Source organism: Klenkia terrae (genome assembly GCF_037083865.1).
In the GTDB taxonomy this organism is placed as follows: domain Bacteria; phylum Actinomycetota; class Actinomycetes; order Mycobacteriales; family Geodermatophilaceae; genus Klenkia; species Klenkia terrae.
The window spans coordinates 1-22,626 of sequence record NZ_JBAPLV010000043.1 but is presented as its reverse complement, the minus strand read 5'-3'; the positions used below and the strand labels follow the sequence as shown (position 1 = coordinate 22,626).

Genomic DNA, 22,626 nt, shown 5'->3' with positions numbered 1-22,626 from the left:
GGGGTTTTCCCGGGGGGGGCGGGGGGGCCCCCCCCCCGGGCCCCCGCGCTCCCCTACCCGCCGCCACCGCCTGGAGCCCCCGTGACCCTCGCCGACGACAGCCCGCGGACCCTGGCCGGGACCACCGGTCTGGCCGACGCCACTGCCCAGGACGTCGCCGACGTCCGCCCGCCGCGCGCCCCCCGCCGCGGTCCCTCGCTGTCCCGCAACCGCTGGGGCTACGGCTACGTCGCCCCGTTCTTCGTGGTGTTCGGCGCGTTCAGCCTCTTCCCCTTCCTCTTCACCGCCTGGATCTCCCTGCACGACGCCCGGTTGAGCGACATCGACGGCGGCACGTTCGTGGGGCTGGACAACTACGCGGCCCTGCTGGGGAACGACTTCTTCTGGAACGCGCTGCGCAACACGATCACGATCGGGATCCTCGCGACGGTCCCCCAGCTGTGCCTGGCCCTGGGGCTGGCCCACCTGCTGCACTACAAGCTCCGCGGCCGGACGTTCTTCCGCACCCTGATGCTGATGCCCTACGCCACCAGCATCGCGGCGGCGACCCTGGTCTTCGCCACCCTGTTCGGCCGGGACTACGGGATCATCAACACCGCGCTGGAGGCCGTCGGGCTGGACCGGGTTGACTGGGAGGCCGGCACCTGGAGCTCCCAGATCGCGATCGCGGTGATCGTGACCTGGCGCTGGACCGGCTACAACGCGCTGATCTACCTGGCCGCCATGCAGTCGATCCCCGGCGAGCTCTACGAGGCCGCCGAGATGGACGGCGCCAGCCGGTGGCGGCAGTTCCTGCACGTCACGATCCCGTCGCTGCGCCCGACGATCCTGTTCACCGTCGTCGTCTCGACCATCGGGGCCATCCAGCTGTTCGGCGAGCCCCTGCTGTTCGCCGGCAACGGCAGCACCACCGGCGGCTCCCGGAACCAGTACCAGACGCTCGGCCTGCTGATGTACCAGCAGGGCTGGAGCAACTTCAACGTCGGGCAGGCCGCCACCACGGCCTGGGCGATGTTCCTCATCATCCTGCTGGTCATCGGCCTCGCCGCCGTCGCCGGCCGGATCCGTTCCCGCCGCCGGGGAGACCTGCGATGACCGCCGTGCTCGACCGCCCCTCCGACAGCTCCCCCGAGGTCGGCCGGCGCTCGCCGCTGCGCCGGCGGAAGCCCCGCTCCCGGGCCGGGAAGGCCGGGCCGATCACCTACACCCTGGTGGTGCTGACGGCCCTGGTCTCGGTCTTCCCGCTGTACTGGGCGACCGTCGCCGGCTCGCACACCAACGCCGAGATCGCCGCCAAGCCCCCGCCGTTCCTGCCCAACGCGACCCTGTTCGAGAACGTCGCGCGGGCGTCGGAGCAGGCGCCGATGGGCCTGGCGATCCTGAACTCGGTGCTGGTCTCCAGCGCGATCACCGTGGGCACCGTGCTGTTCTGCACGCTGGCCGGGTTCGCCTTCGCCAAGCTGCGCTTCAAGGGCAACGGCGTCCTGCTGTCCCTGGTGGTCGGCACGATGATGGTGCCGACCCAGCTCTCGGTGATCCCGCTGTTCATGATGATCGCCGACCTGCAGTGGGTCGACCAGCTGCAGGCGGTCATCCTGCCCACGCTGGTCAGCGCGTTCGGCGTGTTCTTCATGCGCCAGTACCTGTCGACGGCGCTGCCCGACGAGCTGCTGGAGGCCGGTCGGGTCGACGGCGCCTCCACGCACCGGATCTTCTTCTCCATCGTGCTGCCGGTGGCCCGGCCGGCGATGGCGGTGCTGGGCATGCTCACGTTCCTGACCGCCTGGAACGAGTTCTTCTGGCCGATCATCGCGCTCACCGCGGCCAACCCGACCGTGCAGGTGGCCATCGCCAACCTGGGCTCGGGCTACGTGCCCCAGCGCGCCGTGATCATGGCCGGCACCCTGCTCGGCACGCTGCCCGTCCTGGCCGTGTTCGCCGTCCTCGGCAAGCAGATCGTCGGCGGCATCATGTCCGGCGCCGTCAAGGGCTGACCTCCCCTCCACTCCCCCGAAAGGCATCCCGTGACGAGCACCGACACCCGCCCGCAGACCGCTGACCTGGTCTTCCCCGCCGACTTCGTGTTCGGCGCGGCCACCGCCGCCTACCAGATCGAGGGGGCCGTGGACGTCGACGGCCGAGGCCCCTCCATCTGGGACACCTTCAGCCACACCCCCGGCAAGACCCACCTGGGCCACACCGGGGACGTCGCCGTCGAGCACCACGCCCGGTACCGCGAGGACGTCGCGCTGATGGCCGACCTGGGACTGTCGGCCTACCGGTTCTCCGTCTCCTGGTCCCGGGTGCTGCCCGAGGGCACCGGGCGGGTGGAGCAGCGCGGGCTGGACTTCTACCGCCGGCTGGTCGACGAGCTGCTCGGCGCCGGCGTCGACCCCTGGCTGACGATGTACCACTGGGACCTGCCGCAGGCGCTGCAGGACCGCGGCGGGTGGACAGACCGGGACACCGCGCACCGGTTCGCCGAGTACGCCGACGTGCTGCACGGCGCGCTGGGTGACCGGGTGACGCACTGGTCGACGCTGAACGAGCCGATGTGCAGCGCGCTGCTCGGGCACATGTCCGGCCAGCACGCGCCGGGCCAGCAGGACGCCGTCGCCGCGTCGCGGGCCACCCACCACCTGCTGCTGGCGCACGGGCTGGGCACCCGGGTGCTGCGGGACCGCGGGGCCACCTCGCTGGGCCTGACGCTGAACTTCACCCCGATGACCCCGGCCACCGACTCCCCCGCCGACGTCGACGCCGCCCGCCGCTGCGACGGCCAGCAGAACCGGATGTTCCTGCTGCCCGCGGTGACCGGCGCCTACCCGGCCGACGTCGTCGAGGACCTGGCCGCGGCCGGTGCACCGCTGCCGGTCGAGGACGGCGACCTCGAGGTCATCGCCGCCCCGCTGGACTGGCTGGGCGTCAACTACTACTTCAGCTCCGTCGTCCGGGACACCGGTGCACCCACCGGGAAGCAGTCCTCCTTCATCGGCGCCGAGCAGGTCGAGGACCTGGAGCCGGTCGGCCCGACGACGACCATGGGCTGGGGCATCGACGCCCCGGCGTTCACCTCCCTGCTGACCTGGATCGGGTCGGTCGCCCCCGGGCTGCCGCTTGTGGTCACCGAGAACGGGTCCGCCTGGCCGGACGCGGTCTCCCCCGACGGCGCCGTCCACGACCCCGAGCGGGTGGCCTACCTGCACGAGCACCTGACCGCGGTGACCGACGCGGTCGCGCTCGGGGCCGACGTCCGGGGCTACTTCGCCTGGTCGCTGCTGGACAACTACGAGTGGGCCCGCGGCTACGACCAGCGCTTCGGCATCGTGCACGTGGACTACGAGACCCAGGTCCGGACGCCGAAGGACAGCGCCCTCGCCTACGCCGAGGTCCTGCGCCGCCACCGCGAGGGCTGACCGACTCCCCCCGCCCCCGCATGCCTCGGCGCGGGGGCGGGGCCGGGGAAGACATCCCAGCACCGGTGGGTTACCGTCCTCGCAAGTAGTTGAACACTCAACTCAGGAAGTCGGGATGCCCGCCATCACCGTCGAGGACACCACCACGCTGGCGCGGGTCCCCGTGCCCGCCCCGAGGACCGTGCGCCGCCGGGTCCGCTCGGTGACCACCGCGCCGCGCGGGTTCGAGGGCGAGGGCTTCCCGGTCCGCCGGGCGTTCGCCGGCGTCGACCTGCGCGACCTCGACCCGTTCATCCACATGGACCAGATGGGCGAGGTCGAGTACGCCCCGGGTGAGCCCAAGGGCACCTCCTGGCACCCGCACCGCGGCTTCGAGACCGTCACCTACATCATCGACGGCACCTTCGAGCACGCCGACAGCCACGGCGGCGGCGGGTCGATCACCAACGGCGACACGCAGTGGATGACCGCGGGCGGCGGCGTCCTGCACATCGAGCGGCCGCCGGAGTCGCTGGTGGTCAGCGGTGGGCTGTTCCACGGCCTGCAGCTCTGGGTGAACCTGCCCAAGGCGCAGAAGTGGGTCGAGCCGCGCTACCAGGACCTGCGCGCCGACCAGTCGGTGCTGCTGGCCAGCCCGGACGCCGGTGCCTTCCTCCGGGTGATCGCCGGCGACGTCGGCGGCCACGCCGGCCCGGGCACGACGTACACCCCGATGGCGATGGTGCACGCGACGATCGCCCCCGGCGCGACGCTCGACCTGCCGTGGGACCCCTCGTTCAACGCGCTGGTCTACGTGCTCAGCGGCAACGGGAAGGTCGGCATCGACGACCAGCCCGTGACCGGCGGCCAGCTGGCGGTCTTCGGCCCCGGCGACACCGTGACGGTCAAGGGCGCCGACCACCAGGACAGCCGGACGCCGGCGCTGGACGTCGTCATCCTGGGCGGACGCCCGATCCGGGAGCCGATCGCGATGTACGGGCCGTTCGTGATGAACACCCGCCAGGAGGTCATGGACGCCTTCACCGACCACCAGGCCGGACGGCTGGGATCCGTCCCCGCGGCGCACGCCGAGGTGCGAGGCTTCTCGGCATGAGCGACCTGGAGCCCCGCCCCACCCCGCACGTGCTGGGTGGGGCGGGGCCCGTCGCACCCCGCCCGGCGCTGGACCTCCTGCCGGGCAAGAGCGTCACCCTGGGCGAGCGGATGCAGGTCCGCCGCCTGCTGCCGACCCTGGGCCGGCGGATGGTCGGCGCCTGGGCGTTCGTGGACCACTACGGTCCCGACGACATCGCCGGCACCGACGGCATGCAGGTCATCCCGCACCCGCACACCGGGCTGCAGACGGTCTCCTGGCTGATCGAGGGCTCGGTGCACCACCGGGACTCCCTCGGCAGCGACGTCGAGTTCGGCGTCGGCGAGCTCGCGCTGATGACGGCCGGGCACGGGATCAGCCACTCCGAGCAGTCCCCGGCCACGCACCCCCGGATGCTCCAGGGCGCCCAGCTGTGGGTCGCGCTGCCCGACGGCTCCCGCGACGTGGCGCCGGCCTTCGAGCACCACGCGTCCCTGCCGGGGTTCACCTCCGACGGCGTGACCGCCACCGTGCTCATGGGCTCCCTGGGCGGGGCGACCTCACCCGGGACGGCCTACACCCCGCTGGTCGGCGTCGACCTCGCGCTGGCGGCGGGCGCCGACGTCGAGATCCCGCTGGAGCCCGGCTTCGAGCACGCGGTGCTGGCGTCGTCCGGGTCCTCGGTGGTGGAGGGCGCCCCGGTCGACCACGGCTCGATGCTCTACCTGGGCACCGGACGCCGGACCCTGCGACTGTCGGCCGACGCGCCCTCGCGGGTGCTGCTGCTGGGCGGCGAGCCGTTCGAGGAGCAGATCGTCATGTGGTGGAACTTCGTCGGCCGCGCCGGCGACGAGGTGGCCGGCTTCCGCGAGCAGTGGGAGGAGGGCGCGTCCCGCTTCGGCCTGGTCGAGGGCTTCGAGGACGGCGAGCGCACCGCGGCCCCGCCGATGCCCCCGGTCCCCCTGAAGCCCCGCGGCCGCGAGCGCTGACCCCCGTAGCCGGCCCGGCTGCAGGGGCCCGCGGCGCGCGGAGCGTGTCGCGGGGGGCAGTCGGGTCCTTCTAGAAGCCGCCGCCACCGAAGTCGCCACCGAAGTCGCCACCGCCGAAGTCCCCGCCGCCGCCGTCCCCACCACCGAAGCCGCCGCCGAACCCGCCACCCAGGCCGCCGAACAGGATGTTGCCCAGCGCGGCACCGGCGATCCCGCCGACGACGGCGTCGCCCATGCCGCCGCCCCGCCGGCCGTAGCCGCGGCCGTACCCGCCGCCGCCGTAGCCGCCCTGGTCGTGGTCGCTGTAGGCGCGGACGTCCTGCTGGGCCAGGGTCATGGCCTCCTGCCCCAGCTGCTGGGCGCGCTGGGCCTCGCGCAGCGCGGAGACCGGGTCCTTGGCCGCGGCCAGCCGGTTCGCCTCGTCCAGGTGCCGGTCGGCCTCGGCCAGCCGCGTCCGCGCCGCGGCCCGGACCGCGCCGCGGCGGGTGGCGACGTAGTCGGCGGTCGCGTCCACCGCGCTGGCGGCGGCGTTGAGCGCCTGACCCAGGTGGGCGAGGGCGCGCTCCTGCTGCTGCCGGGCGTCCCGGGCGGGCTCCAGCGCGGACTCGAGCGCCTGGTCGGCGTCGTCCAGCGCCCGGGTGACCGCCAGCGGGTCGGGCAGGTCGCCGTCGGCCGGCGGGCGACCCGCGGTGGCCAGGGCCGACTCGGCCCGGGCGAGCTGCTCACGCAGCCCGGGGGTGTCCACCCCGCGGTCCAGCAGCACCTTGGCCTCGGCGATGTCCCGCTCGGTCTCCTCCCGGACGGCGGTGAAGCGCTCGGGCGCGGACGCCAGCTCGGCCTGCAGCTTGTCGACGGCGGCCAGCAACCGGTCGGCCTGGGCGAGGGCGTCCTCGGCGGCCCGCACCGCGGGCACCGCACCCGCCGGGCGCCCGGCGGCCAGCTCCTCGCGGCCGTGCTGCAGGGCCTGCCCGGCCACCTGGACGCGCTGCTCGGCCTCGCCGGTGTTGTCGGCGACGGCGCGCCAGGTCGACGGGGCGTACCGCGCCTGCAGGTCGGCGAGGACCTGCGCGGTCGGGGCGATCCGGCCCTGCACGCGCGCGATCTGGGGGTCGAGCCGGTCCAGGGCGCCGGGGGCGTCCTCCTCCAGGTGCCGCAGCTCGCGGTGCGCCGCGGCCTGCTGGTCCAGCCGGGCCCGCGCCGAGCCGGTGAGCGCCAGCAGCTCGGCGAGCATGCGGCGCTGGGTGGGCTCGTCCTCGGGGATGTCGTCGTCGAGCTCCTGCCGGATCTGGAACGCCTGACCCAGCTCGGTCCGGGACTCCTGCAGCGCCGCCGCGGACTCGGTGACCGACCCGGGGCCGTACTGGGCGCGGGCGTAGTCGACGTCGAGCTGGCTGGTCTTGATCGCCTCGTCGAGGGACAGCAGCTCGGCGCTGGCCCGGTAGTGCAGGTCCTGGGTGGCGGTGCCGTGGTGCGGGTCGCGCGCGGCCTCCTCGGCGGCGGCGATCTCCGCGGCCCGGGCCTGCGAGGCCGCGACGGCCTTCTTCTTCCGGCGGTTGCGGACCACCGCGTACCCACCGGCGCCGAGGACGGCGACCCCGAGCAGACCGCCCAGTGCGTAGGTCCCGGTGTCGCTGGGCTGCAGCTCCTGGGCGAAGGTGGTCGCCGCGGTGGCCCACTGCTGGTCCGACAGCAGCGGCTCGACGTCGTTCGTCACGATGGAGGCGACGTCCGCGTCGACCGCGGAGCCGGCACCGTACCCGACGCGCGAGGTGTCCACGGCGACCGCCAGCAGCACGTCGTTGCCGCCCAGCCCGCCGTCGGTGAAGGCCTGCTCGGTCCACTCACCCGGCCTCAGGTCGTCGAAGCTGTCGACGTAGACGACGTACGCCGTGATCCCGTCCTCACTCTGCAGCTGGTCCAGCGCGTCGGTGACCGTGCCCTCCTCGCTGCCGGAGAGCACGTCCGCGCTGTCGGTCAGCTGGTCGGTCGGCGCGAACGGCTCCTCGGCGGAGGCCATCCCGGCCCCGGTGAAGGCGAGGGTCAGGCCGAGGGCGGAACCGGCGAGCAGACGGGACGCGAGACGCATGACCCGATGGTCCCAGGTCCGGCTGGGGAACCGGCTGGACCGGCCTCCTAGAAGCGGCCGCCGCCGCTGCGCCGACCGCCGCTGGACCGACCGCCGCCTCCCGAGCGCCGTCCGGAGGACGACGACCGGCTCGACGACGAGCGGCTCGAGGACCGGCTGGAGGAGCCCCGGTAGGAGGACCCGCCCGACCAGCCCCCGCCGGACCCGCCGAAGAAGCCACCGCCACCGGAGTAGGAGGACTGCGACTCGCGGTCGCGGCGGGCACGGTCCACCAGCGACACGGCCTCCTCGGCCAGCGAGCTGGCCCGCGCCGCCGACTGCGACGACCCGGCCGGGTCGGTGCTGAACGCGGCCTCGGCGGCGGCGAGCAGGCGCTCGGCCTCGCTGAGCCGGGTGCGCGGCGTCGTCCCGGCCCAGTCCCGGCCGCTGGCCACCGCCGCACCGGCCGAGCTCACCGAGCTGCGCGCGGACAGCAGCGCCCGCTCGGCCCGGGCCGCGACGGCCCGGCGCTCGACCTGGGCGGTCTGCGCGGCGGCGAGGGCGGCGTCCAGCCCGTCGTCGGCGGCGTCCAGCCGGGCCAGCGCGGCGATCGGGTCGGGCGCCGGGCCGGCCATCAGCTGGTCGGCGACGCCCAGGGCATCGCGCGCCTGGGTGACCGGCTCGGCCGTCCCGGCGGCGTCGGCGGGGTCCACCCGGCCGGCGGCGACCAGCCCGGCCTCGACCTCGGCCCGCGCCGCGGGCACCGCACCCGCCGCGGTGTCGAGCTCCTGCGCCCGCGCGGCCAGGGAATCCAGGCTGGCCTGGGCCGATGCCACCGCGTCCTCGGCCGTGCGCAGCGAGGGCACCGCCGCGCCGGTGCGCCCAGCCTGCAGCTCGGTCTGCGCCGCGGCGACCGCCTGCTCGGCGGCGGCGAGCTGCTCGCGCACCCGGACCGGGACGTCGGCCACCGGCGCCAGTGCGGACACCGCCCAGCGGCGGCCGAGCTGGGCCAGCCGCTCCTCCTCGGCGGGCAGCCGGCCGGTCAGCCCGGTGATCCGCGGCGCCAGCCCGGCCAGCACCTGCGGCGCGTTGGCCTCCAGGTCGCGCAGGGCGGCGAACTCCACGGCCTGCGCGTCGAGCTGGTCGTCGGCGGCCTGCAGCAGCTCCAGCACCCGGGCGAGCATCCGGCGCCGGGTGGGCTCGTCCTCGGGCACCTCGTCGTCGAGCTGCTGCCGGAGGGCGAACGCCTCGGCGAGCTGGGCGCGGGCGGCGGCCACCGTGCCGGCGAACCCGGTGACCCCGGCCTCGCCGTACTGCAGGCGCGCGAAGTCCAGGTCGAGCTGGGAGGTGCGGACGGCCTCGTCGACGGCCAGCAGGCCCTCGCTCGCCTTCGCGGTCAGCTGCTCGGTGCTCTGGTCGGGGTAGGGCCCGGCCTTGCGGATCGCCTCGGCCTCCTCGGCGGCCCGTCGGCGCCGGCGCACCACGGCGTACCCGCCGCCACCGAGGGCCGCGGCGGCCACCACCCCGCCCAGCACGTAGCGGCCGGTGTAGCTCGGGCTGAGCCCGTCGGCCATGGCGATCGCGGCACCGGCCCAGTCCTCCTCGGACAGGCGCGGCTCGACCTGGTCGGTCTCCAGCGCGATCTGGTCGTCGTCGGAGCCGATGACCGCGTACGGGATCGAGGTGCCGTAGTCACGGCTCTCGGTGGCCACGGCGAGCAGCACGTCGCCGTCGCCGAACCCGGACAGCTGGGCGGTCTGCGCCGCCCAGTCCGGCCCGGAGGTGCCGTCGAAGGTGGTCTCGAAGACCACGAACAGCTGCACGCCCTGGTCGTCGCGCAGCTCGTCCAGCGCCGTCTGCACCTGGGTGCGCTCGTCGTCGGACAGGGCACCGGCGTCGTCGGTGATCTGGTCGTCCAGCCGCAGCGGTTCCTGCGCGGCGGCGGGCCCGGCCAGCAGCAGGGGTCCCACCGCCAGCGCCGCGACGGCGAGGAGACGGGGCAGCACGGCACTCGGTCGCGGCATGGGCGCCATCCTGCTGCATGCCCGGCCGCGCACGTGCCACCCGACGCTCAGGCGGCGTCGCCCGACGTCTGCATGAGCGAGAAGGCCGCACCCTGGGGGTCGGCGACCACCGCGTACCGGCCGTACGGCGAGTCCTGCGCGGCCCGCAGGACGGTGCCACCGCGCGCGGTCACGGCGGCCACCACGGCGTCGGTGTCGTCGACGGCGAAGCACACCCCCCACCCCTGCACGGGCGAGTCGGCACCGGACCCCAGGCCGCCCAGCCAGCGGTCGCCGAGCCGGAAGGTCTGGTAGGTGTCCTCGCCCTCCACCGGGTCCCAGGCCCAGCCGAACAGGGCGGTGTAGAACTCGCGGGCCGCCGTGCGGTCGTCCACCACGGCCTCGTTCCAGACCAGGCCGCCGTGCTGGTTGAACAGCTCGACGCCCGGGTGCTGGCCCGCCTGCCACAGCCCGAACACCGCGCCGGTCGGGTCGGCGACCACGGCCATCGAGCCGAGCGGGCCGACCTGCTCCGGGCCCACCTGCAGCGTCCCGCCGGCGGCCTGCGCGGTGGCCACCGAGGCGGCGACGTCGTCGGTGGCGACGTAGGTCAACCAGGCCGGCGTCTGGCCCTCCTGCGCGGCGCCCAGCCCGGCGACCCGGTGCCCGTCGAGCGAGGCGCTGGAGTAGCCGCCCGCCTCGGGCGGCCCCTCGGGCACGGTCCAGCCGAACACCTCGGCGTAGAAGGTGCGGGCGGCGGGCAGGTCGGTGGCGGCCAGGTCGATCCAGCACGGGGTGCCGGCGGGCCAGGGGGTGTTCCGGGTGGGCATCGTCGTCCTCCTCGTCGGGCGGGTGCGGGCACCCTCCCACCGAGGTCCGACAGGATCTAGCGCAGTCCGGCGGCCACGACCCGCGCGATGTCCGGGACGTCGATCTCCCCGGCCGCGACCGCGACCACCAACGCCTCGGCGTCGTCGACCTCCAGCAGCAGGTCGACACCGTTGAGCAGGCACATCACCCGGCCCGCAGCCCAGGCCAACCGCTCGTTGCCGTCCACGAGCGGGTGGTTGCGCGCCAGCGAGTGCATCAGCGCGGCGACCTTGTCGGCGAAGGTCGGATAGGCGTCGGCCCCGAACACCGTGGTCCTGGGGCGCGCCGCGGCCGAGGCCAGCAGCCCGAGGTCCCGGACCTGCACCCCGTCCACGATGCCCGCGGCCACCTCCAGCAGGTCCTCGACGGTGAGGTGGTCGACGACCTCCCCGCCCGGGGTCACCGGGCCAGGCGGTCGAGCAGCTCGGCGTCCTCGGTGCGCACGCGGGCGATGGCCGCGCTCAACCGGGCAGGCCGGTCGCTGACGTACTCCCGGATGGCTGCTCGGGCGACCTCCTGCATCGAGGTGCCCTCCCGCTCCGCCCGCTGCCGGAGGGCCTCGGTCTCGTCGTCGGTCAGCCGCAGGTTCATCGCCACGGCAGGATGGTACCGCCGCGGTACCACCCTGCCGGCCACCTGCACCCTGCCGTCACCCCCGGAGGGCGGTCCACGCGGCGCGGCGCTGCGCCTGCTCGGCGGGGTCGGGCACGGGCAGCGAGGCGAGCAGCCGCCGGGTGTAGGGGTCCTGCGGGTTGCCCAGCACCTGCTCCCCGGTGCCCTCCTCGACCAGCCGGCCCCGGTGCAGCACCGCGATCCGGTCGGCGAGCAGGTCGACGACGGCCAGGTCGTGGCTGATGAACAGCGCCGCGAACCCGAACTCGCGCTGCAGCTCGTCGAAGAGGTCCAGCACCCGCGCCTGCACCGAGACGTCCAGCGCCGAGGTGGGCTCGTCGGCGATCAGCAGCTCCGGCTGCAGGGCGAGCGCCCGGGCCAGCGAGGCCCGCTGCCGCTGCCCGCCGGACAGCTCGTGCGGGAACCGGTCGCCGAACGCGCGGGGCAGCTGCACGGCCTCCAGCAGCTCGTCCACCCGGCCGCGCGCCGCCCGCGGGTCACCGGCCTCCCCGTGCACGACCAACGGCTCGGCCACGGCGTCGGCGATGGTCAGCAGCGGGTTGAAGCTGGTCGCCGGGTCCTGGAAGACGAACCCGATCCGCCGGCGCACCGGCCGGAGGGCCTTCTCCTTCATCCCGGCCACCTCGGTGCCCAGCACCTGCAGCGAGCCGCCGGCGACCGGCGTCAGGCCGGCGATGGCCCGGCCGATCGTGGACTTGCCGCTGCCGCTCTCCCCCACCAGGCCCAGCACCTCACCGGGCGCGATGGTGAAGCTGACCCCGTCGACCGCGGTGAAGTCCGGCTGGCGGAAGCGGCCGCGGTAGACGATCTGCAGGTCGCGGGCGACGACGGCCGGGGCGGCGTCGGCCCAGCCCTCGGGACGGCGGGCGGCCCGCTCCTGCGCCCGGACGGTGCCCTGGCCCAACCGCGGCACCGAGCCCAGCAGCTTCTTCGTGTACTCCTCCTGCGGAGCGGCGAACAGCGTGGCGACGTCGGCGGTCTCCACCAGCTCGCCCTGGTACATGACCGCCACCCGGTCGGCCAGGTCGGCGACCACGCCCATGTTGTGGGTGATCAGCACGATCGAGGCGCCGAACTCGTCGCGGCACCGGCGCAGCAGGTCCAGGATCTCGGCCTGCACGGTGACGTCGAGGGCCGTGGTCGGCTCGTCGGCGACGATCACCCCGGCCTCCAGCGCCAGCGCCTGGGCGATGACGATGCGCTGCTTCTGGCCGCCGGAGAACTGGTGCGGGTAGTGGTCGACCCGCTGCTCGGGGTCGGGGATGCCGACCCGGCGCAGCACGTCGATCGCGGTCGCCCGTGCCTCCTTCTTCGACACGTCGCCGTGCGCCCGCAGGCCCTCGGCGATCTGCCAGCCCACCGGCCGGACCGGGTTGAGCACGCTGCCGGGCTCCTGGAACACCATCGCGGCGTCCCGGCCGCGCACCTCGCGCATCTCACGGCCGCTGAGGGTGACGACGTCAGCGGTCGAGCTGCCGTCGCGGCTGCGCAGCACCACCGCACCGCGGGTCAGCGCCGTCTCCGGCAGCAGCCCCAGCACCGTGCGGGCGGTGACGGTCTTGCCGCTGCCGGACTCCCCCACGATGGCCAGCACCTCGCCGCGGTGCAGCTGCAGCGAGACGCCCTTGACCGCCGCGACGTCCCCGCCGTCGGTGGCGAAGGTGACCCGCAGGTCCTGGATGTCGACGACCGGGTCGGTCACGGGAGTACTCCTTCGGTGCCGGCGGCCAGCCCGCCGCCGGGGGTGACGGCGACGTCGGCCGGCGGGGGGGCGTCCGCGGCCCGGCGCCGGGCGCGGAGCCGAGGGTCGGCCAGGTCGTTGAGGCTCTCCCCGACCAGGGTCAGCCCCAGCACGGTGAGCACGATCGCCGAACCCGGGAAGATCGAGGTCCACCAGATGCCGCTGGTGACGTCGGAGATGGACCGGTTGAGGTCGAAGCCCCACTCGGCGGCCGCGGTCGGCTGGATGCCGAAGCCCAGGAAGCCCAGCCCGGCCAGGGTCAGGATCGCCTCGGAGGCGTTCAGCGTGACGATCAGCGGCAACGAGCGGGTGGCGTTGCGGAGCACGTGCCGGGTCATGATCCGCCAGGTGCTGGTGCCCACCACGCGGGCGGACTCCACGAACGCCTCGCTCTTGATCCGCACCGTCTCCGCACGGACCACCCGGAAGTACTGCGGGATGAAGACCACGGTGATCGAGATGGCCGCGGCCAGCACACCGCCGACCAGGCTGGACTGGCCACCGCTGATCACGATGGCGGCCACGATCGCCAGCAGCAGCGAGGGGAAGGCGTAGACGGCGTCGGCGACGACCACCAGCACCCGGTCCAGCCAGCCGCCCAGGTAGCCCGAGACCAGCCCGAGCAGCACGCCGGCCACGATCGACAGCAGGATCGCCACGACGATGACGAACAGCGCCGTCCGGGTGCCGTAGAGGACCCGGGAGAGCACGTCGTAGCCGCCGACCGTCGTGCCCAGCCAGTGCTCGGCCGACGGTGACTGCTGGGCGCCGAAGGTGCCGTCGGCGTCGCGCAGCTGGCCGTAGCCGTAGGGCGCCAGCAGCGGGGCGAAGACCGCGGTGAGCACGAAGACGCCGGTGATGGTCAGGCCGGCGACGAGCATGCCGCGCTGCAGGCCCACGCTCTGCCGCAGCTGGTGGACGACGGGCAGCGAGCGCCAGGTCCGCCGGCGCACGGGGGTCGGTGCCGCGGTGGCCATCAGTACCTCACCCGGGGGTCGATGAGCGCGGCGACGACGTCGACGACGAAGTTCGTCAGCGCCACGATGACCGCCAGCAGCGCCACGATGCCCTGCACGGCCACGAAGTCGCGGGCCTGCAGGTACTGGCCCAGCTGGAAGCCCAGCCCGCGCCACTCGAACGTGGTCTCGGTGAGCACCGCCCCGGACAGCACGAGGGCGACCTGCAGGCCGATGACGGTGATGATCGGGATGAGTGCCGGGCGGTAGGCGTGCTTGCGCACCAGCCGCGACTCGCTGACCCCGCGGGAGCGGGCGGCCTCGACGTAGCCCGCGCCCAGGGTGCCGATCATGTTGGTGCGCACCAGCCGGAGGAAGACCCCGGCGGTCAGCAGACCCAGCGCGATCGAGGGCAGGACGGCGTAGCGCAGCACCTCGACGACCAGGTCGCCGTCGCCGGTGCTGATCGCGTCGATCAGGAAGATGCCCGTGCCGGCGCCGTTGCGGTTGAGCTGGATCTGCCCGCGGGTGGAGATCCGGCCGGCGACCGGCAGCCAGTCCAGCCACACCGAGAAGACCAGCTTGAGCAGCAGCCCGGCGAAGAAGACCGGGGTGGCGTAGCAGAGGATCGCGAAGACCCGGAGGATCGCGTCGGGGTACCGGTCGCGCACCTTGGCGGCGACCATGCCCAGCGGGATGCCGATCACGAAGGCGACCAGCAGGCCGTAGACCGCCAGCTCGAGGGTGGCCGCGCCGTAGGTGGTGAGCACCTCGGTCACCGGGCGCCGGTCGGTGCTCGTCGTCCCGAAGTCCCCGCGCAGCAGGCCGCCGAGGTAGTCCAGGTACTGCACCAGCAGCGGCCGGTCGTAGCCGGCCTCCCGGATCCGCTCGGCCAGCTGGTCGGCGGGCAGCCGCCCGCCCAGCGAGGCGGTGATCGGGTCACCGGTGGTGCGCATGAGGAAGAAGACCGCGGTCACCAGGATGAACACGGTCGGGATGATCAGCAGGGCCCGCACCAGCAGGTAGCTGCCCAGCCCGCCGCCGCGGCGCCGGCGGGCGGCGGGGGCGTCGGCGGGGACGGCCGGCGGTGCCGGGTCCTGCGTCGCGGTGGTCATCGGGTGGTGCTCATGGGGCGCTCGCTCCTGGGATCACGCGTGCGGCCCCGGGCCGCCCCACGAGGGGGCGACCCGGGGCCGCGGGTGCGGGTGTGCGGGTCAGCCGGCGGACAGTGCGCCGTACCGGAACTTGAAGGAGGCGTCGAGGGTGTCCGACACACCCTCGACCCCGGTCCGGACGACGGCGACCTGGGCACCCTGCAGGTAGGGCACCGTGGACAGGTCCTGGGCGACCAGGTCCTGGATCTGCTCGATCAGCTCCGTCCGCTCGTCGGCGTCCGGGGTGCTGGCCTGCTGCAGGATCAGGTCGTTGACCTGCTGGTTGTCGTAGTGGTTCCCGAGGAAGTTCTCCTGGAGGAAGAACGGCGTCAGGTAGTTGTCGGCGTCGGAGTAGTCCGGGAACCAGCCGAGCTGGTAGGCCGGGTAGACGTCGGCGGTGCGGTCCTCGGAGTACTGCGTCCACTCCGTGGTCTGCAGGTCGACCTCGAACAGGCCGGTCGCCTCCAGCTGGTCCTTGATCAGCGCGTACTCGTCACCGGAGGACGGGCCGTAGTGGTCGTTGGAGTACTGCAGCGACAGCTGGACCGGGGTCTGCACGCCGGCGGCCTGCAGCGCCTGGGCTGCGGCGTCGGCGTCGGGGCCGCCCTCGCCGTCGCCGTACATGTCCTGCAGCGGGGTCGCCGCGCCGGTCAGGCCGTCGGGGACGTAGGAGTACAGCGGGGTGTAGGTCCCGCGGTAGACCTGGTCGGCGATCTCCTGGCGGTCGATCAGGTCGGCCACGGCCTGCCGGACGGCGAGGGCCTTGGCCGGGTCGGCCTCGGCGGTCGTCGCGCCGAAGGGCTGGGTGTCGAAGTTGAAGACGATGTAGCGGATCTCGCCGCCGGGGCCGTCCACGACCTCGACGTCGTCGTTGCCGCGCAGGTCGTCGATGTCGGTGGCCGACAGGCTGCGGAAGGCCACGTCGATGTTGCCCTGCTCGATGTCGAGCTTGAGGTTGGAGGCGTCGGCGTAGTAGGTCACGTCGACGTTCTCGGTCTTCGGTGCGCCGAGCAGCCCCTGGTAGTCGGGGTTGGCGGTGTAGGAGACCAGGGTGTTGAGCTCGTAGTCGGTGATGACGTACGGGCCGGCGAAGGCGTTGCCCGCGACGATGTCGTCGTCGGAGGTCAGCGCGTCGGCGGAGAAGACGTCCTCGTCCACGATCGGGCCGGCCGGGCTGGACAGGATCTGCGGGAAGATCTGGTCGTCGGCGGTCTTGAGGGTGAACACGACGGTGGTGTCGTCGGTCGCCTCGACGCTGTCCATGTTGTAGAGCAGGGACGCGGGGCCGTTCGGGTCGTTGATGGCGACCATGCGCTCGAACGTGAAGACGACGTCCGAGGCGGTGAGCTCGTTGCCGTTGGCGAAGGTCAGGCCGTCCTTCAGCACCACCGTGTACTCGGTGGGCGAGGTGAACTCGGCGGACTCGGCGATGTCGGGCTCGACGTCCGGGCTGCCCAGCGGGGTGTTCATCAGGAACGGGTAGACCTGGTTCATCACGGCGAACGAGCCGTTGTCGTACGAACCGGCCGGGTCGATCGTGGTGACCTTGTCGCTGGTGCCGATGAGCAGCGAGTCGCCGTCGCCGGAGCCGCCGCCCCCGTTGTCGTCGCTGCTGCCGCAGGCGGCCACGGACAGGGCGGTCAGGGTGGCGGCGGAGGCCGCGAGCACCCGTCGGGTGGATCGGCGCTGCATGCTGGAGGACCTGCTTTCTCGGCGGGTGTTCGCCGGACGAGCTCGTTGCTGGCGTCGCCGCGACGGGACGACGTCCCGTGGACCGGCTGTCGAGACCCTAGGTCTCCGCCATGACGGTCGTGTGACCCGGGCGGGCGATCGTCACCGATTCGAGACCTCACCGGGCGCCGGGCAGGATGGGCGCCCGTGGACGCGCAGCTGGGACTCGGACTGGCCGCGATCGGCCGCCCCGCCTACATCACCCTCGGCCGGGACGTCGACCTCCCGGCCGACCGGTCGTGGTCCGCACTGGAGGCCCGCGCGCACGAGCTGCTGGACACCGCGGCCGACCTCGGGCTGACCTGGTTCGACACCGCCCGCTCCTACGGCCGCGCCGAGCAGTTCCTGGCCGGCTGGATCCCGACGGCGCCGGGCGCCGGCACGGTGTCCACCAAGTGGGGCTACACCTACACCGCCGACGACCCGACCGTGGACGCCGACGAGGTCAAGACGCACGACCTGGCCACCTTCACCCGGCAGTGGGCGGAGTCCCGCGCCCTGCTCGGCGACCGCATCGCGCTGCACCAGGTGCACTCGCTCACCCCCGACAGCCCGCTGTGGGACGACGACGCCCTGCTGCACGCGATGGCCGAGGTGCGCGACTCGGGCACCCCGCTCGGGTTCTCCACCTCCGGGCCGCGGCAGGCCGACGCCGTGCGCCGCGGGGTCGCCCTGGAGGTCGACGGCCGGCCGCTGTTCTCCGCCGTCCAGAGCACCTGGAACCTGCTGGAGACCTCGGTCGGCCCGGCGCTGGCCGAGGCGTCGGATGCCGGGTTCCGGGTGCTGGTCAAGGAGGGCGTGGCCAACGGCCGGCTCACCGACCGCGGTCTGCCGGCGGACTCCCCCGTCCGGGCCGCCGCGGCCACGGCCGGGGTGGGTCCCGATGCCGTGGCGCTGGCCGCGGCGCTGGCCCAGCCGTGGGCCGGCGTCGTGCTGTCGGGGGCGGTCACGCCGGACCAGCTGCGCTCGAACGCCGCCGCCCGTGGACTGGTCGTCGACCTGCCCGACCTCGCCGAGGCCCCCGAGACCTACTGGTCCACCCGCAGCTCGCTGCCCTGGGCCTGAGGCTCAGATCCGGCGGCGGCCCTCGAAGGCGCGGCCCAGGGTGACCTCGTCGGCATACTCGAGGTCACCGCCCACCGGCAGCCCGCTGGCCAGCCGGGAGACCGCCAGGCCCATCGGGGAGACCAGCCGGGCCAGGTAGGCCGCGGTCGCCTCGCCCTCGAGGTTGGGGTCGGTGGCGATGATCAGCTCGGTGACCGAGCCGTCGAGCAGCCGGGTCATCAGCTCCTTGACCTTGAGGTCGTCGGGGCCGATGCCCTCGATCGGGCTGATCGCCCCGCCGAGGACGTGGTAGCGGCCCTTGAACTCGCGGGTGCGCTCGATGGCCACGACGTCCTTGGGCTCCTCGACCACGCAGATCACGTCGAGGGTGCGCCGGGGGTCGCGGCAGATGCGGCACTGCTCGCCCTCGGCCACGTTGAAGCAGGTCACGCAGAACCGGACCTCGGCCTGCACGCGCTGCAGCGAGGCCACCAGCCGCACGACGTCGGCGGCGTCGGCGGCCAGCAGGTGGAACGCGATGCGCTGCGCGCTCTTGGGCCCGACGCCGGGCAGCCGGCCGAGCTCGTCGATCAGGTCCTGGACGGCGCCTTCGTACACGGGTGGTCTCCTGGTCCCGGACCGGTCAGAAGCCGGGCAGGCCCATCCCGCCCATGCCCCCGGCCAGCGGGCCCATGGTCGACTGGGTCAGCTCGCCGGCCGCCCGGTTGGCGTCGCGCACCGCGGCCACCACGAGGTCCTGCAGCGTCTCGACGTCGTCGGGGTCGACCGCCTGGGGCGAGATGGCGATCGCGGTGAGCTCGCCGCTGCCGGTCATCGTCGCGGTCACCATGCCGCCGCCGGCGGTGCCGGTGACCTCGGCCTGGGCCAGCTGCTCCTGCGCGGCCGCGAGCTGCTGCTGCATCTTCTGGGCCTGCTTCATGAGCTGCTGCATGTCGGGCTGTCCACCGGGTCGCATGCACCCGAGGGTATGCCGTGGGTCCGACAGGCCCGTGCGACGCTGCGCGGTGTGCGGCGAGCAGCGGTCCTCCTGGTGACGACGGCCCTGCTCCTTGCCGGGTGCGGCGGTGATCCCTCCCCCGCGGCCGCGCCGTCGACCACCACGACCGCCCGGACGACGAGCAGCGCCGTCCCCCCGACGACGCCCCCGACCACGCCGGCGCCGACCACCACCGAGGCCCCTGCCCCCACCACCCCGGCCGCCCCCGCGCCCGTCGTCGTCCTCGACCCGGGGCACAACGGGGGCAACGCGGCCGCCCCGGGGGTGATCGGCGCCCCGGTGCCCGACGGCACCGGCGGGACCAAGCCGTGCAACACCACCGGGACCTCGACCGACGCCGGGTACGCCGAGCACGCCTTCACCTGGGACACCGCGCTGCGGGTGCGCGATCTCCTGGTGGCGGCCGGCGTCCAGATCGTGCTCACCCGGGACGACGACACCGGGGTGGGTCCGTGCGTCGACGTCCGCGGGCAGCTGGGGGCGCAGGTCGGGGCGGCGGCGTTCGTCGGCATCCACGGGGACGGCGCGGCCGCGGGGTCGCGGGGCTTCCACGTCCCGGCCCCCTCGTAGGGGCCCGCTGCGAGCTTGCGAGTGGTGGGGAGCGAGGGGGTCCTTCTGCTGCGCGACGCGCTCACCGCCGTGGAACCGGTGAGCGACTACCTGGGCACCGACGGGCTGGACGTCCGCGGCGACCTGGCCGGGCTGAACCTGAACACGGTGCCGGCGGTCTACGTGGAGTGCGGAAACATGCGCAACGCCGCCGACGCCGCCCTGATGAGCGGCGAGGCCGGCCGGCAGGCCCTCGCCCAGCAGCTCGCCGCGGGGGTGCTCACCTTCCTGGGCCGCTGAGCGCTCAGCGGTGCCGGCGGGCGGGGGCGACGACGCAGGCCAGGTCGTCCTCCGACGGCTGGGCGGGCGGCAGCGGGGTGGGCCCGTCCCGGCGCACCGCCAGGCCGTCGAGCACCAGGGTCACGTACCGGTCGCGCAGGTCCGAGCTGCCGGCGTCGCCGAGCTGGCTGATCATCGCCAGCGCGATCCCGAGGTCCACCTCGGTGACGTCGTCGCGGAGCACCCCGGCCTGCTGGGCGTGCCGGACCAGCGCCTCGACCGCGGGGCGCAGCCGGTCCCGGCCGGCGGCGACGCGTTCGTGCCCGCGGCCGGCGGCGGCCAGCACCTGGGCCAGCCCGCGGTCGGCCGCCTGCGCCTCGGCGCCCCAGCGCAGGAAGTCGCCCAGCCCGCGCCAGGGGTCCGGGTCGGCGGCGGCCTGCTCGACCCGGGCCACCACGGCGTCGATCTCCTGCTCGAACAGGGCCTCGACCAGGTCGCCGCGCTCGGGGAAGCGCCGGTAGACCGTGCCGACGCCGACCCCGGCCGCCCGGGCGATCTCGTCGAAGCCGGCGTCCAGGCCCTGCGCGGCGTAGACCTCGCGGGCGGCGCCCAGGATCAGCGCCCGGTTCCGCTCGGCGTCCTTGCGCAGCGGCCGGACGGCGGTGCCGGCGGACGTGACGGAGGACATGACGCCATCGTAGCCGAAGCGGAACAACCTCTCCGTTTCTGTTGCTAGCGTCTCCGGAGAACCGGAAAGACCGTTCCACTTCCTTCGGAGGACGCATGACCAGCACGACCGAGACCCCGGCCCGCCCGGGTCCGGCACCGGACCGCACCGACCGGCGCCGCTGGCTGGTGCTCGGCGTCGTCGCGATCGCCCAGCTGATGGTGGTGCTGGACGCCACGATCGTGAACATCGCGCTGCCCACCGCCCAGGCCGACCTCGGCTTCGGCAACGACAGCCGGCAGTGGATCGTCACCGCCTACGCGCTGGCCTTCGGCTCGCTGCTGCTGGTCGGCGGCCGGTTGGCCGACCTGGTCGGCCGCAAGCCCGTCTTCCTCGTCGGCCTGGTCGGCTTCGCGCTCGCCTCGGCCGTCGGCGGCGCCGCCGACGGCTTCGGCGTGCTGGTCGCCGCCCGCGGCGCCCAGGGCGTCTTCGGCGCCATGCTGGCCCCCGCCGCCCTGTCCCTGCTGACCGTCACGTTCACCGACGGCAAGGAGCGCGGCCGCGCGTTCGCGATCTTCGGCGCCATCTCCGGGGCCGGCGGCGCCATCGGGCTGATCCTCGGCGGCGCGCTGACCGAGTACCTGTCCTGGCGCTGGTGCCTCTACGTGAACGTGCCGATCGCCGTGGTCGCCGTCGTCGGCGCGCTGGTGTTCCTGCCCCGCCGCGGCACCCGCGCCGCCGGCGCACCCGGCCTCGACGTCCCCGGCGCGCTGCTCTCGGTCGCCGGCCTCGTCTCGCTGGTCTACGGGCTGGCCAGCGCGGAGACCGACGGCTGGACGGCGACGTCCACCCTGGGCTTCATCGTCGCCGGCGTCGTGCTGCTGGCCGCGTTCGTCGTCGTCGAGACCCGGGTGGCGCACCCCCTGCTGCCGATGCGCGTGCTCACCGACCGGACCCGCGGCGGTGCCTACGTCGCCGTCGGGCTGGTCGGCGCCGGGATGTTCGGCGTCTTCCTGTTCCTGACCTACTTCCTCACCCAGGTGCTGGGCTACGAGCCGCTGCCCACCGGCGTCGCCTTCCTGCCGATGATCGTCGCGCTGACCATCGCCGCGCAGACCGCGCCGGCACTGGTCGACCGGGTCGGCGTGCGGGTCCCGGTCGCCGTCGGCTTCGTCGTCGGCGCCCTGGGCATGCTGATCCTCACCACCCTGGACGTGGACAGCGACTACTGGACCGGCGTCTTCCCCGGCCTCGTCGTGGTCGGCCTCGGCATCGGCCTGGTGATCGCCCCGGCGTTCGCCGCCTCCACCCAGGGGGTGCGGTCCGACGACGCCGGCGTGGCCTCGGCCGCGGTGAACACCTTCCAGCAGATCGGTGGCTCCATCGCCACCGCGGTGCTCTCGGCGCTGGCCGCGGCCGCCGCCACCGACGCGCTGGTCGGCGTCGACCCGTCCGACCCGGCTGCGCTGCTGCAGGCCTCGGTGTCCAGCTACACCACGGTGTTCGCCTGGTCGGCCGGCATCTTCGCGGTCGGCGCGGTGGTCTGCGGCCTCCTCCTGCCGCACGGTGCGGTGGAGCGCGACCCCGACGCCGCCCCGGTCATGGCGCACTAGCAACTGATCACCCCGGGCCCATCGCTGCCTCCCGTCCAGGGAGGCATCGGTGGGCCCGGTCTCGTCGCGGCGGGAGCCGTCAGGTGATGGGGTGGGCGCCCAGCTGGGTGCGGAGCAGCTGGAGCGCGGTCTGCTCGGGGTCCACCGGCGGCGGGGCGCCCTCGGTCGACCCGGTGTCGGCGGCCCGCTCGGCCATCAGCTCGTCGGCCTCGGCGCTCTCGGCGGCCCGGGCGGCGGCGCGGGCCACCTCGGGGGCGACCGGCGGCGCACCGGCGGCCGGCTGACCCGGGGCGTCCACGATCGTCGCGACCTTCCAGCGGACACCGAGCAGCTCCTCCAGCGAGGCCCGGACGATCTCCCGGTTCAGCTCGTCGCCCATCATCTTGGCCAGCGCCGGCGAGGTGAACGACATGGTCAGGGTGCCGTTGGCCAGCCCGTGCACCTGGGCGCTCTTCATCAGCCCCTCGGTGGTGCGCTTGCGGCCGCGCACCACCTTCATCAGCTCGGGCCAGATCCGGCGGACGTCGGCGGTGGTCAGCTCGCCGTCGCCGGCTGCCGCCTCCTCCTCGGGCGGGTTGGCCGACACCAGCGGCATCGGCTCGCCCCCGCGCGGGGTGGGCGAGGACTCGGCGGCAGCGCGCGGCTCGGGCCGTGCCGCCGGCGCCGGGGTGGACGCCGGTGCCGGCGTGGGCGCCGAGGTGGCCGCCGCGGCCGGGCGGCTGGGCTGCGGCCAGTCCTCGTCGTCGGTCGGCTCGGGCGGGAGCGGGATGTCGGGCTCGTCGGTGGCGGCGGCGACCCGCGGGCGGGCCGGCGGGTCGGCGGCCGG

Annotated in this window: 19 protein-coding genes and 2 pseudogenes; 8 read left to right on the top strand and 13 right to left on the bottom strand. The window is 74.4% G+C overall.

Features of this window, described 5'->3' with window-relative positions:
• The first annotated feature begins 81 nt into the window (after positions 1-81).
• From UXQ13_RS22580 to UXQ13_RS22560, 5 genes are all read left to right on the top strand, one after another.
• Positions 82-1,095 (top strand): carbohydrate ABC transporter permease, encoded by a 1,014-nt coding sequence (locus tag UXQ13_RS22580; RefSeq protein ID WP_225234281.1) that lies wholly within the window; start codon positions 82-84, stop codon positions 1,093-1,095.
• Entirely contained in the window at positions 1,092-1,994 is a 903-nt protein-coding gene (locus UXQ13_RS22575) for a carbohydrate ABC transporter permease (protein ID WP_225234280.1), read from the top strand. Before UXQ13_RS22580 ends, UXQ13_RS22575 begins: the two co-directional genes overlap by 4 nt.
• Before the next feature lie 30 nt (positions 1,995-2,024).
• The gene (locus UXQ13_RS22570; RefSeq protein ID WP_225234279.1) at positions 2,025-3,416 is read left to right on the top strand and encodes a GH1 family beta-glucosidase; all 1,392 of its coding nucleotides are present in this window, start codon (positions 2,025-2,027) and stop codon (positions 3,414-3,416) included.
• 115 nt (positions 3,417-3,531) lie between these two features.
• Positions 3,532-4,509, top strand: coding sequence for a pirin family protein (locus UXQ13_RS22565; RefSeq protein WP_225234278.1), 978 nt, complete (start codon positions 3,532-3,534; stop codon positions 4,507-4,509).
• The gene (locus UXQ13_RS22560; protein ID WP_336393028.1) at positions 4,506-5,477 is read left to right on the top strand and encodes a pirin family protein; all 972 of its coding nucleotides are present in this window, start codon (positions 4,506-4,508) and stop codon (positions 5,475-5,477) included. The genes UXQ13_RS22565 and UXQ13_RS22560 overlap by 4 nt, the downstream gene beginning before the upstream one ends.
• 70 nt (positions 5,478-5,547) lie before the next feature.
• Here UXQ13_RS22560 and UXQ13_RS22555 read toward each other — a convergent pair whose 3' ends face one another.
• The 9 genes from UXQ13_RS22555 to UXQ13_RS22515 all read right to left on the bottom strand — a co-directional run bounded on the left by UXQ13_RS22555 (position 5,548) and on the right by UXQ13_RS22515 (position 16,591).
• The gene (locus UXQ13_RS22555; RefSeq protein ID WP_336393027.1) at positions 5,548-7,563 is read right to left on the bottom strand and encodes a TPM domain-containing protein; all 2,016 of its coding nucleotides are present in this window, start codon (positions 7,561-7,563) and stop codon (positions 5,548-5,550) included.
• Between the two features lie 47 nt (positions 7,564-7,610).
• Complete coding sequence (locus UXQ13_RS22550) at positions 7,611-9,566, bottom strand: TPM domain-containing protein (protein ID WP_336393026.1); 1,956 nt, start codon at positions 9,564-9,566, stop codon at positions 7,611-7,613.
• Positions 9,567-9,613: 47 nt separating this feature from the next.
• Positions 9,614-10,375 (bottom strand): VOC family protein, encoded by a 762-nt coding sequence (locus UXQ13_RS22545; protein WP_225234276.1) that lies wholly within the window; start codon positions 10,373-10,375, stop codon positions 9,614-9,616.
• Positions 10,376-10,431: 56 nt separating this feature from the next.
• The gene (locus UXQ13_RS22540; RefSeq protein ID WP_225234275.1) at positions 10,432-10,818 is read right to left on the bottom strand and encodes a type II toxin-antitoxin system death-on-curing family toxin; all 387 of its coding nucleotides are present in this window, start codon (positions 10,816-10,818) and stop codon (positions 10,432-10,434) included.
• Entirely contained in the window at positions 10,815-11,006 is a 192-nt protein-coding gene (locus UXQ13_RS22535) for a ribbon-helix-helix protein, CopG family (protein WP_225236066.1), read from the bottom strand. Before UXQ13_RS22535 ends, UXQ13_RS22540 begins: the two co-directional genes overlap by 4 nt.
• Before the next feature lie 58 nt (positions 11,007-11,064).
• Positions 11,065-12,750, bottom strand: a complete 1,686-nt coding sequence (locus UXQ13_RS22530) for a dipeptide ABC transporter ATP-binding protein (RefSeq protein ID WP_225234274.1) — start codon at positions 12,748-12,750, stop codon at positions 11,065-11,067.
• A complete protein-coding gene (locus UXQ13_RS22525; protein ID WP_225234273.1) occupies positions 12,747-13,766 on the bottom strand; it encodes an ABC transporter permease in 1,020 nt (339 codons plus the stop codon). Before UXQ13_RS22525 ends, UXQ13_RS22530 begins: the two co-directional genes overlap by 4 nt.
• Positions 13,766-14,860, bottom strand: a complete 1,095-nt coding sequence (locus UXQ13_RS22520; RefSeq protein WP_225234272.1) for an ABC transporter permease — start codon at positions 14,858-14,860, stop codon at positions 13,766-13,768. Before UXQ13_RS22520 ends, UXQ13_RS22525 begins: the two co-directional genes overlap by 1 nt.
• A gap of 99 nt (positions 14,861-14,959) precedes the next feature.
• A complete protein-coding gene (locus tag UXQ13_RS22515; protein ID WP_225234271.1) occupies positions 14,960-16,591 on the bottom strand; it encodes an ABC transporter substrate-binding protein in 1,632 nt (543 codons plus the stop codon).
• Positions 16,592-16,777: 186 nt separating this feature from the next.
• On the opposite strand from UXQ13_RS22515, the gene UXQ13_RS22510 reads away from it, so the two are divergent.
• The gene (locus UXQ13_RS22510) at positions 16,778-17,695 is read left to right on the top strand and encodes an aldo/keto reductase (protein ID WP_225234270.1); all 918 of its coding nucleotides are present in this window, start codon (positions 16,778-16,780) and stop codon (positions 17,693-17,695) included.
• 3 nt (positions 17,696-17,698) lie between these two features.
• Here UXQ13_RS22510 and recR read toward each other — a convergent pair whose 3' ends face one another.
• Positions 17,699-18,292: a recombination mediator RecR gene (gene recR, locus UXQ13_RS22505; RefSeq protein WP_225234269.1), complete on the bottom strand. Its 594-nt coding sequence runs from the start codon at positions 18,290-18,292 to the stop codon at positions 17,699-17,701.
• A 25-nt stretch (positions 18,293-18,317) separates the two neighbouring features.
• Positions 18,318-18,650: a YbaB/EbfC family nucleoid-associated protein gene (locus UXQ13_RS22500; protein WP_225234268.1), complete on the bottom strand. Its 333-nt coding sequence runs from the start codon at positions 18,648-18,650 to the stop codon at positions 18,318-18,320.
• A 12-nt stretch (positions 18,651-18,662) separates the two neighbouring features.
• On the opposite strand from UXQ13_RS22500, the pseudogene UXQ13_RS22495 reads away from it, so the two are divergent.
• A pseudogene (locus UXQ13_RS22495) lies at positions 18,663-19,541 on the top strand (N-acetylmuramoyl-L-alanine amidase).
• A gap of 4 nt (positions 19,542-19,545) precedes the next feature.
• Here the strand turns inward: UXQ13_RS22495 and UXQ13_RS22490 are convergent.
• Positions 19,546-20,208 (bottom strand): TetR/AcrR family transcriptional regulator, encoded by a 663-nt coding sequence (locus UXQ13_RS22490; RefSeq protein WP_225234267.1) that lies wholly within the window; start codon positions 20,206-20,208, stop codon positions 19,546-19,548.
• A gap of 95 nt (positions 20,209-20,303) precedes the next feature.
• Here UXQ13_RS22490 and UXQ13_RS22485 point away from each other — a divergent pair, with 95 nt between their 5' ends.
• Positions 20,304-21,800, top strand: coding sequence for an MFS transporter (locus UXQ13_RS22485; protein ID WP_225234266.1), 1,497 nt, complete (start codon positions 20,304-20,306; stop codon positions 21,798-21,800).
• Positions 21,801-21,879: 79 nt separating this feature from the next.
• Here the strand turns inward: UXQ13_RS22485 and UXQ13_RS22480 are convergent.
• A pseudogene (locus tag UXQ13_RS22480) lies at positions 21,880-22,626 on the bottom strand (DNA polymerase III subunit gamma/tau); the annotation flags it as partial.